At 74.1% G+C, this 12,408-nt stretch carries 12 protein-coding genes; 4 read left to right on the forward strand and 8 right to left on the reverse strand.

Annotated features, from left to right (window positions below; genetic code table 11):
• Nucleotides 1–27: 27 nt before the first annotated feature.
• The 4 genes from rsgA to AB6N24_RS12955 all read right to left on the reverse strand — a co-directional run bounded on the left by rsgA (nt 28) and on the right by AB6N24_RS12955 (nt 3,828).
• Nucleotides 28–1,134, reverse strand: coding sequence for a ribosome small subunit-dependent GTPase A (gene rsgA, locus AB6N24_RS12940; RefSeq protein ID WP_412869810.1), 1,107 nt, complete (start codon nt 1,132–1,134; stop codon nt 28–30).
• Between the two features lie 37 nt (nt 1,135–1,171).
• Complete coding sequence (aroA, locus tag AB6N24_RS12945; RefSeq protein WP_412869811.1) at nt 1,172–2,491, reverse strand: 3-phosphoshikimate 1-carboxyvinyltransferase; 1,320 nt, start codon at nt 2,489–2,491, stop codon at nt 1,172–1,174.
• A 192-nt stretch (nt 2,492–2,683) separates the two neighbouring features.
• Nucleotides 2,684–3,214, reverse strand: a complete 531-nt coding sequence (locus AB6N24_RS12950; protein ID WP_412869812.1) for a DoxX family protein — start codon at nt 3,212–3,214, stop codon at nt 2,684–2,686.
• Between the two features lie 80 nt (nt 3,215–3,294).
• The gene (locus AB6N24_RS12955; protein WP_034635088.1) at nt 3,295–3,828 is read right to left on the reverse strand and encodes a ferritin; all 534 of its coding nucleotides are present in this window, start codon (nt 3,826–3,828) and stop codon (nt 3,295–3,297) included.
• Nucleotides 3,829–3,902: 74 nt separating this feature from the next.
• Here AB6N24_RS12955 and AB6N24_RS12960 point away from each other — a divergent pair, with 74 nt between their 5' ends.
• The gene (locus tag AB6N24_RS12960; RefSeq protein ID WP_412869813.1) at nt 3,903–4,706 is read left to right on the forward strand and encodes a sigma-70 family RNA polymerase sigma factor; all 804 of its coding nucleotides are present in this window, start codon (nt 3,903–3,905) and stop codon (nt 4,704–4,706) included.
• The gene (rsrA, locus tag AB6N24_RS12965) at nt 4,703–4,996 is read left to right on the forward strand and encodes a mycothiol system anti-sigma-R factor (RefSeq protein ID WP_412869814.1); all 294 of its coding nucleotides are present in this window, start codon (nt 4,703–4,705) and stop codon (nt 4,994–4,996) included. The genes AB6N24_RS12960 and rsrA overlap by 4 nt, the downstream gene beginning before the upstream one ends.
• A 149-nt stretch (nt 4,997–5,145) precedes the next feature.
• On the opposite strand, the gene AB6N24_RS12970 is transcribed toward rsrA, so the two are convergent.
• Entirely contained in the window at nt 5,146–5,220 is a 75-nt protein-coding gene (locus AB6N24_RS12970) for a 50S ribosomal protein bL37 (protein WP_371861044.1), read from the reverse strand.
• A gap of 188 nt (nt 5,221–5,408) precedes the next feature.
• On the opposite strand from AB6N24_RS12970, the gene AB6N24_RS12975 reads away from it, so the two are divergent.
• Complete coding sequence (locus AB6N24_RS12975; protein WP_412869815.1) at nt 5,409–6,494, forward strand: type IV pilus twitching motility protein PilT; 1,086 nt, start codon at nt 5,409–5,411, stop codon at nt 6,492–6,494.
• Nucleotides 6,495–6,564: 70 nt separating this feature from the next.
• Here AB6N24_RS12975 and AB6N24_RS12980 read toward each other — a convergent pair whose 3' ends face one another.
• Together AB6N24_RS12980 and AB6N24_RS12985 are read right to left on the reverse strand one after the other, a co-directional pair.
• Complete coding sequence (locus AB6N24_RS12980; protein ID WP_412869816.1) at nt 6,565–7,170, reverse strand: GDSL-type esterase/lipase family protein; 606 nt, start codon at nt 7,168–7,170, stop codon at nt 6,565–6,567.
• A 175-nt stretch (nt 7,171–7,345) separates the two neighbouring features.
• A complete protein-coding gene (locus AB6N24_RS12985) occupies nt 7,346–7,486 on the reverse strand; it encodes a hypothetical protein (RefSeq protein ID WP_412869817.1) in 141 nt (46 codons plus the stop codon).
• Between the two features lie 94 nt (nt 7,487–7,580).
• On the opposite strand from AB6N24_RS12985, the gene AB6N24_RS12990 reads away from it, so the two are divergent.
• Nucleotides 7,581–8,576: a GlxA family transcriptional regulator gene (locus AB6N24_RS12990; protein WP_412869818.1), complete on the forward strand. Its 996-nt coding sequence runs from the start codon at nt 7,581–7,583 to the stop codon at nt 8,574–8,576.
• A gap of 269 nt (nt 8,577–8,845) precedes the next feature.
• Here the strand turns inward: AB6N24_RS12990 and AB6N24_RS12995 are convergent.
• Nucleotides 8,846–12,408 (reverse strand): multifunctional oxoglutarate decarboxylase/oxoglutarate dehydrogenase thiamine pyrophosphate-binding subunit/dihydrolipoyllysine-residue succinyltransferase subunit (locus AB6N24_RS12995; protein ID WP_412869819.1); only part of this gene is annotated, 3,563 nt, incomplete at its 5' end.

Genomic DNA, 12,408 nt, shown 5'->3' on the forward strand with positions numbered 1-12,408 from the left:
CCGCCCCGCACCGGGGGGAGCGGCCGGTCAGGCGTCCGGCGTGGTGGGCGTGTCGGGGGCGGCGGAGACCGGGGGAGCCTCGGGGTCGGCCGCGCCCGTGCGGCTCGCGAGCAGCCGGCGGAACGACTCGACGCGGGCGGCGCGGGCGGCCCGGACCTCGGCGTCGGGGGCCCCGACGACCCACTCGTCGAGCGCGCAGTCGGGGGCGTCCGCCGTGTGGGTGCACCCGCGCGGGCACTCCTCGCCGACCGCCGCGAGGTCGGCGAACGCGGTCAGCAGGCGCGACGGGTCGACGTGCGCGAGGCCGAACGACCGGACGCCGGGGGTGTCGATGACCCACGTCGGCGCGTCGCCCTCGAGCTCGGGGACGCGCACGCGCAGCGCGATCGCGGACGACGACGTGTGCCGCCCCCGGCCTGTGACGTCGTTGACAACACCCGTCGCGCGGTAGGCGCCCGGCACGAGCGCGTTCACGAGCGTCGACTTCCCGACCCCCGAGTGCCCCACGAGCACCGAGGTGCGGCCGGCGAGCGCGCGGTGCACCTCGTCGAGCCCGACGATGCCGTCCGGGCCCCGGCTCGTGACGACGACGCGGACGCCGATCGGCTCGTACAGCGCGACGAGGGGAGCGGGGTCGGCGAGGTCGGCCTTCGTCAGCGCCAGCAGCGCGTCCATGCCCGCGTCGTAGGCCGCGACGACGCAGCGGTCGATCATGCGGGTGCGCGGCTCGGGGTCGGCGAGGGCCGTGACGATGACGAGCTGGTCGGCGTTGGCGACGATCACGCGCTCGACGGGGTCGGAGTCGTCGGCCGTGCGGCGCAGGACCGTCGTGCGCTCCACGATCCGGACGATGCGCGCGAGCGTCCCCTCCGCACCCGACGTGTCGCCCACGAGGTCCACGAGGTCCCCGGGCACCACCCGCTCCCGGCCGAGCTCGCGCGCCTTCATCGCGGTCACGGGCCGCTCGTCGGGCCCGCCCGCGTCCGCGAGCACGGTGTACCGGCCGCGGTCCACGCCCGTGACCAGGGCGACCACGGAGTCGGCGTGCTCCGGACGGGTCTTGGTGCGGGGGCGCGAGCCGCGGCGCCCGGGGCGGACACGGACGTCGGACTCGTCGAGGGGGCGACGCGGCACGGTCAGGCGCCTCGTCCGTGGTCTCGTGCGGCGGCGGTCATCCGAGCATGCCCGACCACAGGCCGACGAAGTCGGGGATGGTCTTCGCGGTCGTCGCGACGTCCTCGACCCGCACGCCCGGCACCGCGAGCCCGAGCAGCGCGCCCGCGGTGGCCATGCGGTGGTCGGCGTACGTGCGCACCGTCCCGCCCGTGAGCGGGCGCGGGGTGATCACGAGCCCGTCGGACGTCTGCTCCGCCTGCCCGCCGAGGCGGGTGATCTCGGTCGAGAGGGCCGCGAGCCGGTCGGTCTCGTGGCCGCGCAGGTGCGCGACGCCGCGGAGGCGCGTCGGGGAGTCGGCCAGGGCGGCGAGCGCCGCGATGGTCGGCGTGAGCTCGCCCGCGGCGTGCAGGTCGAGGTCGAGGCCGTGGATCCGACCGGTCCCGGTGACCGCCAGCACGTCGCCGTCGAGCCGCGTCGTGGCGCCCATGCGCTCGAGGATGCCGGGCAGCAGCCCGCCCGGCTGCGTGGTCTGCGCGGGCCAGCCCGGCACGCGCACCGTCCCGCCCGCGATCATCGCGGCGCACAGGAACGGCGCGGCGTTCGACAGGTCCGGCTCGACGCGGACGTCGCGGCCCGCGATCGTGCCGGGCTCGACGCGCCAGATGGTCGGCCGCGAGTCGTCGACCGTGACCCCGGCCGCGCGCAGGACGTCGACGGTCATCTCGATGTGCGGCAGGCTCGGCAGCGTCGGGCCGGTGTGCCGCAGCGTCAGGCCTTGCTCGAACCGCGCGGCGGCGAGGAGCAGACCGGACACGAACTGGCTCGACCCCGAGGCGTCGACGTCGACGTGCCCGCCGCGCACGCGCCCGCGGCCCGTCACCGTGAAGGGCAGGTGACCCGGCTCGCCGTGCTCGTCGACGGGGACCTCGAGCGCGCGCAGCGCCCGGAGCACGGGCCCCATGGGGCGGACGCGCGCGTGCGGGTCGCCGTCGAAGCGGACCGGGCCGTCGGCGAGCGCCGCGACCGCGGGCAGGAAGCGCATGACCGTGCCCGCCAGGCCGCAGTCGACGTCGGTGCCGCCGCGCAGCGCACCCGGGGTCACGACCCAGTCCGCCGCCGTGCCCGGCGCGTCCTCGACGCCGACCCCCAGCGAGCGCAGCGCCGCGGCCATCAGGAGCGTGTCGCGCGAGCGCAGCGCGCCGCGCAGGCGGCTCGGGGAGTCCGCGAGGGCGGCGAGCACCAGGTAGCGGTTCATGAGCGACTTCGACCCCGGCACCTCGACGGTCGCGTCGAGCGGCCCGGGCGCCTGCGGCGCGGACCAGAGGGCGGCGTCGTGCTCGGCGTCGGGCCGGTCGGTCAGCGCGTCGGTCGTCATGCCGCCAGGCTATCGGCAGGCCCGCAGCGCGGTCTCGCCCGCCCACGGCGGGGCTCCGCGGGCCGGCGGTGGATCGGGCCGCGACCCGGCGCGCCGGTCACGGCCGCCGGGTGTGCGCGCGCTCGGACAGCCCGGGGTCCGGGTGTGCGCCCGCGCGAGCAGCCCGGGCTGCGCCCGGGACTCCCGGCCGGCTCAGTCCCGCCCGGGCACCTTCGCCGCGATCGACGCCGGCACGTGCGCGTGGTCGTCGCGGAACCGGGCGAGGCGCCACGACACGCCCGGACGCCCGGCGTAGTCGGCGGCGGCGAGCAGCGCGCCGCCCGTCGCGGACAGCGTGCGCAGGAGGTGCGCGCTCCGCTCGCGGCCGGCGTCCGGGCCTCCGGCGCGGGCGCCCTTCTTCGCGGGCAGGTCCGCCACGGCGAGGGGAGCGGTCAGGGCCGCGAGCAGCAGCGCCGACGTGCGGGGTGCGCGCCCGAGCGCGAACGTGAGGCCGGCGAGCGCGGTCGCGGCGCCGTGCACGCGCACGAGCGTCGTGAGCTGTCCCGGCGTCGGCTCGCGGTACCGGTCCAGGGCGGCGACCCGGCCGCGCGGGACCGTCGCGGTGACGCGCTCGAGCGCCCGGCGCGCGATCTCGACGTGCGCGGCCGGGTGGCGCACGGCGTCGACCCCCTGCTGGACGAACGACGACGCGAAGAGCGGACGGGCGAACCGGCGGAGCAGCATCAGGGACCTCCTGGGTCGTCGGACGGATCGGGTCGGGACGGGACGGGAACGTCAGGCGGCGTGCGCCCGGGGCTCGTGGCTCACAGCGCGCCGCCCGCAGCCGCGGGCGCGTCGGACGACTCGCCGCCGTCGCCGATCTGCTCCCGGGCCACGTAGTTCTCGAGGTCGAAGAGGTTGTCCCGCGCGCGCGTCGCGACGGTCAGGAGCGTGCGCGCCGAGGCGACCTCCTCGACCTGCTCCTTGAGGAACCACAGGAGGAACTGCTCGCCGAGCGCGTCGCCCTCCTCGCGGGCCGCCCGGAAGATCGCCTCGATCTGCTCGGTCACCTGCGTCTCCTGCGCGAGCGCGAGGGCGATCGGGTCGATGACCGTCGTGAAGTCGTTGCGCACGGGGCTGCCCGCGGGGATCGCGACGTCGAGGTCCCGGTCGAGCAGGTACTGCACGATCATGAGCGCGTGGTTCCGCTCCTCGACCGCCTGGCGGTAGTAGTGCCGCGCCAGCTGGGGGAGGTCCTGCCCGTCGAACCACACGGCGATCGCGACGTACTGCTGGTGCGCGTCGAACTCGTGACCGATCTGGGCGCGGAGCAGCTGGAGGAACCTCGAGTCCGTCATGCCGCCACGCTAGTCCTCGACCTGCGCCTTCGCGCCCGGGAATCGACGTGCCCCCGCTCGCGTTGACGACTGTCATGAGCTGCGCCACCGAGAGCCCGAGCGTCGTGCTCGGCACGAGCCCACCGCCCGCCGGCCTCGTCGGCAGCCCCACGGGTGAGGCGCCGCGCACCGGCACCGCCCGCACCGTGCGGGTCTCGCTGGACGCTGCGGCCCCCCTGGCGGGTCTGCCCGTCCCGGCGGCACTAGGCTCGGCGTCGATGACCGAGGACACGAACCGCGCCCCCGAGGCCGAGGACGACACCGCCCGCACTGAGAGGTTCGAGGCGGAGGCTCTCGTGTACCTCGACCAGCTCTACGGCGCTGCGCTGCGCATGACGCGCAACCCCGCCGACGCCGAGGACCTGGTCCAGGAGACGTTCGCGAAGGCGTTCGCGGCGTTCCACCAGTACCGCCCGGGCACGAACCTCAAGGCCTGGCTGTACCGGATCCTCACGAACACCTTCATCAACACGTACCGCAAGAAGCAGCGCGAGCCGCAGCAGTCGGCGGCCGAGGAGATCGAGGACTGGCAGATCGCGCGCGCCGAGTCGCACACCTCGAGCGGGCTGCGCTCCGCCGAGGCCGAGGCGCTCGACCACCTGCCCGACTCCGACGTCAAGGACGCCCTCGCGCGCATCCCCGAGGACTTCCGCATCGCGGTGTACCTCGCGGACGTCGAGGGCTTCGCCTACAAGGAGATCGCCGAGATCATGGGTACGCCGATCGGGACGGTGATGTCGCGGCTGCACCGCGGTCGGGCGCAGCTGCGCGAGATGCTGCAGGACTATGCGCGCGAGCGCGGGCTGGTCGGGACGACGACGCCGGAGGGGACGCGATGAGCACGCAGGAGCCCGGTCACGGCGCACCCGCGGTGAGCGCGTGCGGGACGGACTGCGACGAGGCGCTCGGGCGGCTGTTCGAGTACCTCGACTCGGAGCTGGACGCGCCCGACGCCGAGCGCGTGCGGGCGCACCTCGAGGAGTGCGAGCCGTGCCTCGGCGAGTACGACGTCGAGGCCGTGGTCAAGAAGCTCGTGAAGCGCTGCTGCCAGGAGAAGGCGCCCGCGGACCTGCGGCTGCGCATCCACGAGCGGCTGACGGTCGTGCGGGTCGAGCCGGCCGAGAGCTGAGGCGTCCCCCGTCGCCCGCTGCGCCGGGCGCACGCCGACCGCTCGGGGCGGCGGGCCGGACACGGACGACGTGACACGCAGGACATGACGAGGGGCCCGGTGCATCCGCACCGGGCCCCTCGTCATCTCAGCGACCGTTCGCCGACGCCTCAGGCGTTGGGACGGTTGCCGTGGTTCGCTGCGCTGCCCTTGCGGGCACGGCGCTTGCGTCCGCGCTTGCTCATCGGTGTCTCCTCGGGTTCTGGCGCGCGTGCTGTGCGCCGGATTCGCGTCCATGGTCCCACAGCGGACGGGCACCCCGGTGCGCCGTCCACGCGACCTGCAACGACGCCCGGGCGGTCGACGCGCCCGTCCCGGGAAACCGCCCCCCGGATCGTTCAAGTGCGCGCACCGCGGTCCCGATAGGACGGAGGTGAGCGAGCCCCTGTCCATCATCCCGTTCCTGCACGCCCTCGCGAGCACGGGAGGGTCCGACCTGCACGTGAAGGTCGGCTCCGCACCGCGCGTCCGGGTCGACGGGCGCCTGCGCAAGCTGCAGGTCCCGGACCTCAAGCCGCGCGACACCGAGCATATGGTCGCGGAGGTCGTCCCCGAGGAGCTCGTGGACTCGTTCCGCCACACCCACGAGGCGGACTTCGCGTACTCGGTGCCGGGCGTCGGGCGGTTCCGCGTCAACGCGTACCAGGCGCGCGGCACGTTCGGCATGGTCTTCCGTCGCGTCGCCGTCGGCGCGCAGTCGCTCGGGGAGCTCGGGCTCCCGGAGGTCGTGGGCGAGCTCGCGCTCGAGCCGCGCGGCCTCGTGCTCGTGACCGGTCCGACGGGCTCCGGCAAGACGACGACGCTCGCGTCGATGGTCGACCTGATCAACGTGTACCGCGAGGTCAACATCGTGACGATCGAGGACCCGATCGAGATCCTGCACCAGGACAAGAAGGCGATCATCTCCCAGCGGGAGGTCGGCCAGGACACCGCGGACTTCACCGCGGCGCTGCGGGCCGCGATGCGCCAGGACCCCGACGTGATCCTCGTCGGCGAGATGCGTGACGTCGAGACGGTGCGCGCCGCGCTGTCGGCCGCGGAGACCGGGCACCTCGTGCTCTCGACGCTGCACACGATCGACGCGGGGGAGACGATCAACCGCATCGTCGACTTCTTCCCGCCGCACGAGCAGAAGCAGGTGCGCGTCGCGCTCGCGCAGGCGCTGCGCGGGATCGTCTCGCAGCGGCTCGTCCGGCGCGCCAACGGCACGGGACGGTGCGCGGCGATCGAGGTCATGGTCAACACGGGCCGCACCGCCGACGCGATCGTCGACCCGCAGAACGCTCCGCCGCTGCTCGACCTCATCCGTGAGGGCGAGTACTACAAGATGCAGACGTTCGACCAGCACCTCTTCGAGCTCATCCGCGACGACGTCGTGACGTACGAGGAGGCGTGCGCGGTCGCGTCGAACCCGCAGGACCTCACGGTCGAGCTGCGCGCGGCGGGTCTGGTCTCCTAGCGGTCCGCACGGTCCGGCTGACCGACCCGCGCCGGTCCGCGCGGGTCGGGCGCGGTCGGGCCGGCGTCGGTCAGGCGGGGTCGTCCGGGAGGCCCAGCCAGGTGTGCCAGCCGGTGTGCAGCACGAGCCACGCCATGAGCCCGTAGCCGGCCTGCCCGGGCAGCAGCCCGTCGCCGGCCGCGAGGTCCCCGAGCCACTGCTCGTGCGCGGCGAGCGGCTCGTAGGTGTCGACGTACGGCACGCGCCGGCGCATCGCGACGTCGCCGTACGCCGCGGAGAGGTCGGCCAGCGCGTCGCCGTCGACGGCACGCCCGGGCGGCGGGCCGACGACGAACGCGGGGACGCGGCGCTGCTCCGCGACGTCGAGGATGTTCGCGAGGTTGAGCCGGCTGCGCGCGAGCGAGAGCCCTGCACCCGCGTCCGCTCGGCCGAGCGCGATCACGAGGCGGTTGTCCGCGTCCGGGCTGAACCGGCGCGCGACCTCCTCCTCCCACCGGGCGCCGAGCGCCGTGGTGGTCTCGCCCGGGACCGCGAGGGTGAAGACGCCGAGCGGCGCGGCCGTGCGGGTGCGCCCGGCGACGCGACCGACCCAGCCGAGGCCCTTGGGGTCGCCGACGCCCGCGGCGAGCTCGTCGCCGATCACCGCCAGGCGCACCGGCAGCTCGCCCACAGTCATCACTCCCACCCGTCTCGCGCGTCCGTGGGCTCGGGAGTGGTCCCCCCGGTCCCCGGCACAGTCCGGCCCACAGTGTCTCAGGCCGTACGCGTGTGCGAGCGGTCATCCGCAGGCGCGCCGGATCACCCGTGCGGGTGGAGGTGCCGCGGGTGGAGGTGCGGCAGGTCCGACGCGCTCAGACGCGCAGGGGCCGGTCCTGCTCGTGGGAGGGCGGCGGGGGACGCAGCCCGTACCCGTCGTTCCGGAGCGTGGTGACGAGGCGGGCGACCCACCAGAGGAGGAGGAAGGCGGCGAGGACGATCAGGAAGAGGCTCATGGCAGAAAGTCTGCGACGATCGGAATTCTGCCGACAGTGGCAGATCTGACGGTCCTCGTTGATCTTCTGCCAACTGGACACTCATACTGGGCGCATGCTGCGCTCCGTCACCGCGATCGTCCTGCCGGGGGTCGCCCCGTTCGAGCTCGGCGTCGTGTGCGAGGTCTTCGGCATCGACCGCCGCGACACCGGGGGCCCGTCGTTCGACTTCACCATCTGCACCGTCGAGCCCGGCCTGGTCCCGACGAAGCTCGGCCTCGGCATCATGGTCGAGCGCGGGCTCGACGCGACCGAGGGCGTCGACCTCGTCGTGCTGCCGGCCTACGGGTCGCCCACGCAGCTCCCCGAGAGCGTCGCGGTCGCGCTCCGCGCCGCCCACGCGCGCGGGGCCTGGGTGCTCAGCGTCTGCAGCGGGGCGTTCGGGCTCGCCGAGGCCGGGCTGCTCGACGGCCGCCGCTGCACGACGCACTGGATGTACACCGACCAGCTCGCGCGCGAGTACCCGCTCGCACAGGTCGACCCCGCCGTCCTCTACGTCGAGGACGACGGGATCATCACGAGCGCAGGCACCGCCGCGGGCATCGACGCGTGCCTGCACCTCGTGCGCCGCGAGCTCGGCACCGCCCCCGCCGCCGCGATCGCGCGCCGCATGGTCGTCCCGCCGCACCGTGACGGCGGACAGGCCCAGTACGTCGACACGCCCCTCCCGTGCGACGCCGACACCCTCGCGCCGCTGCTCGCGTGGATGGTCGAGCACCTGGACGCCGAGCTCGCGGTGCCCGAGCTCGCCGCGCGCGCCCTGATGTCCGAGCGAACGTTCGCCCGCCGGTTCCGCGCCGAGACGGGGACGACACCCGCCGCATGGGTCACGCGCCAGCGCCTCGCCCGCGCGCAGGAGATGCTCGAGCGGACCGACGCCAGCGTGGAGGAGATCGCCCGCCGGTGCGGCTTCGGGAGCGCGTCGGTGCTCCGCCACCACTTCGCGCGTGCGCTCGACACGAGCCCGCAGGCGTACCGGCGCACGTTCGCGAGCCCGGCCGAGGTCGGCGGGTCCACGGAGGCGGACGCAGCCGAGACGGTCACCGTCTGACGTCGCTGCGCCGGACGTGCCGCCGAGCCGTCGGTGGCACGCTCGTCCGCGAGCGACCCACCGGCGACTGGCCACCGGCGCCGGACGTGCCGCCGACGCCCCGGCGACCGACCCACGGGCGACCGACGCGCCCGCGAGGCACTCGGCGCCGAGCGACCCACCGAGCACCGACCCACAGAGCACCGACCCACCCACCGACGACCGACGCCGCGCCCCCGGACGGGAGCGCGGCGTCGGTCGTCGTGGCGCGCAGGTCGCGCGCGGGGAGGTCAGCGGGCGAACGCCGTCTCGACGAGCCGCGCCTGCTCGGCCTGGTGCTTCTTCGCCGAACCCGCCGCGGGCGACGCCGAGGCGGCGCGGGAGGCGACCCGGAGCGTGCGGCCCAGCAGCTGGGGCGCGTGCATCGAGATGTGCGACCACGGTCCCTGGTTCTCGGGCTCGTCCTGCACCCACACCAGCTCGGCGTCGCCGTACGGCGCGAGCGCCTCGCGCAGCGCGTCGCCCTCGAGCGGGTAGAGCTGCTCGAGCCGGACGATCGCCGTGCGCTCGTCACCGGAGGACACGCGGTGCGCGAGCAGGTCCCAGTAGACCTTGCCCGAGCAGAGCAGCACGCGGTCGACCTGGTTCGCCTTGGCCGCGGCGAGGTCGTCGCCGATGACCGGGCGGAAGTCGCCCGTCGTGAAGTCCTCGACGGACGACGACGCGGCCTTGAGGCGCAGCATCGACTTGGGCGTGAAGACCACGAGCGGGCGGCGCGGCCGCGAGTACGCCTGGCGGCGCAGCAGGTGGAAGTGCGACGCGGGCGTCGACGGCTGCGCGACCGTGATGTTCTCCTCGGCGCACATCTGCAGGAACCGCTCGATGCGGCCCGACGAGTGGTCGGGCCCCTGGCCCTCGTAGCCGTGGGGGAGCAGCAGCACGACCGACGAGCGCTGGCCCCACTTCTGCTCGGCCGAGGTGATGAACTCGTCGATCACCGTCTGGGCGCCGTTGATGAAGTCGCCGAACTGCGCCTCCCACAGCACGAGCGCGTCGGGACGCTCGACCGAGTAGCCGTACTCGAAGCCGAGCGCCGCGTACTCGCTGAGCGAGGAGTCGTAGCACCAGAACTTCGCCTGGTCCGCCGAGAGGTACAGCAGCGGGGTCCACTCGGCGCCCGTCTCGCGGTCGTGCATGACGGCGTGACGCTGGACGAACGTGCCGCGGCGCGAGTCCTGCCCCGCGAGGCGCACCGGGGTGCCCTCGATGAGCAGCGACCCGAACGCGAGCAGCTCGCCGTAGCCCCAGTCGATGTTGCCTTCGCGCGACATCTGCTCGCGCTTGGTGAGCAGCTGCGCGAGCTTCGGGTGGACGGTGAAGCCCTCGGGCGGACGGACGTGCGCGCGTCCGATGCGCTCGAGCACCGCGGGGGCGACCGCGGTCTTCCAGCCGACCATCATCCCGGCGTCCTCCAGCTGGGACTCGGGCCGCTCGAGGCCCGCGACCGGCTCGCTCGACGGCGGCGGGGTGTAGCCGCCCTCGCGCGTCTCGGTGAACACGCGCTCGAGCTGGGCCTGGTAGTCCTTGAGGACGTGCTCGGCCTCCTCGAGCGTGATGTCGCCGCGCGCGACGAGCGTCTCGGTGTAGAGCTTGCGGACCGAGCGCTTCGCCTCGATGAGGTTGTACATGAGCGGCTGCGTCATCGAGGGGTCGTCGCCCTCGTTGTGGCCGCGGCGGCGGTAGCAGACCATGTCGATGATGACGTCGCGGTCGAACTGCTCGCGGTACTCGAACGCGAGCTCCGCGACGCGCACGCACGCCTCGGGGTCGTCCCCGTTGACGTGCAGGATCGGCACCTGGAGGCCCTTGGCGATGTCCGTCGCGTACTGCGACGAGCGCGAGGACGACGGCCCGGTCGTGAACCCGACCTGGTTGTTGATGATGACGTGCACCGTGCCGCCGGTGCGGTAGCCGCGCAGCTGCGCGAGGTTCAGCGTCTCCCACACCACGCCCTGACCGGCGAACGCCGCGTCGCCGTGGATGAGGATCGGCAGTACGGAGAACCCGTCGCCGCCGAGGTCGATGCGGTCCTGCTTGGCGCGCACGATGCCCTCGAGCACCGGGTCGACGGCCTCGAGGTGCGAGGGGTTCGCCGCGAGGTAGACCTGGGTCGTCGCGCCGGACTCGGCGGTGAAGGTCCCCTCGGTGCCGAGGTGGTACTTCACGTCGCCCGAGCCCTGCACGGACTTGGGGTCCTGGTTGCCCTCGAACTCGCTGAAGATCTGCCCGTAGGACTTGCCCGCGATGTTCGCGAGGACATTGAGGCGCCCGCGGTGGGCCATGCCGATGCCGACCTCGTCGAGCCCGTTGTCCGCGGCCTTCGACAGGATCGCGTCGAGCAGCGGGATGACGGCCTCGCCGCCCTCGAGCGAGAAGCGCTTCTGACCGACGAACTTGGTCTGCAGGAACGTCTCGAACGCCTCGGCGGCGTTGAGGCGGCGCAGGATCCGCAGCTGGTCCTCGCGCGGCGTGCGGGCGTACCCGGACTCGAGCCGCTCCTGGAGCCAGCGGCGCTGGCGCGGGTCCTGCAGGTGCATGTACTCGATGCCGATCGAGCGGCAGTACGAGTCGCGCAGGAGCCCGAGGATCTCGCGGAGCCTCGCGCGGGGCTTGCCGGTGAAGCCCGCGGTCGGGAACGTCCGGTCGAGGTCCCAGAGCGTCAGCCCGTGGTTCTGGATGTCGAGGTCGGGGTGCTTGCGCTGGCGGTACGCGAGCGGGTCGGTGTCCGCCATGAGGTGGCCGCGCGAGCGGTAGGAGTGGATCAGCTCGGCGATGCGCGCGGGCTTCGTCGCCTCGGTGTCGGGGTCCGACGGCGAGTCGCGGACCCAGCGGACGGGCTCGTACGGCACGCGCAGCGACCGGAAGATGCGGTCGTAGAAGTCGTCCTGGCCGAGCAGCTTGTTCGCGAGGATGCGCAGGAAGTCGCCCGACTGCGCGCCCTGGATGATGCGGTGGTCGTACGTCGAGGTGAGCGTGAGCACCTTGGAGATGCCCATGCGGTTGAGCTGGTCCTCGGACGTCCCGGCGAACTCGGCGGGGAAGTCCATCGCGCCCACGCCGACGATCGTGCCCTGGCCCGCCATGAGGCGCGGCACCGAGTGCACGGTGCCGATCGTGCCCGGGTTGGTCAGCGAGATGGTCGTGCCGGCGAAGTCGTCGACCGTGAGCTTGTTGCCGCGGGCGCGCCGCACGACGTCCTCGTACGCGCTCCAGAACTGCGCGAAGTCGAGCGTCTCGGCCTTCTTGATGCTCGGGACGAGCAGCTGGCGCGTGCCGTCGGGCTTGGCGAGGTCGATCGCGAGGCCGAGGTTGACGTGCGCCGGGGTCGTCACCGCGGGCTTGCCGTCGAGCAGGCTGTAGCCGGCGTTCATGGCCGGCATGTCCTTGAGCGCCTCGACGAGCGCGAACCCGATGAGGTGCGTGAACGAGATCTTGCCGCCGCGGCCGCGCGCGAGGTGGTTGTTGATGACGATGCGGTTGTCGACCATGAGCTTGGCCGGCACGGCGCGCACCGACGTCGCGGTCGGGACCTCGAGGCTCGCCTCCATGTTGGTCACGACGCGCGCGGCGGGGCCGCGCAGCTTCTGGACCTCGTCGGTCGGCTCGGCGGCGTCGGCCGGTGCGGTGCGGCTGGCCGTGGCGACCTCGGCGTAGGGCGCGGTCGCGGGCTGTGCGGTCGCCACCGGCGGGATGGTCGCCACGGGCTCGGCGGGCTCGGGGATCTCCGTCTCGTCGGCTCGCGGGCTCGCCGGGGCCGAGGCGGCGGGCGCGGGGGCCGGCGCCGGAGCAGCGG

The organism is Cellulomonas jepli, assembly GCF_047229345.1.
Classification (GTDB): Bacteria; Actinomycetota; Actinomycetes; order Actinomycetales; family Cellulomonadaceae; genus Cellulomonas_A.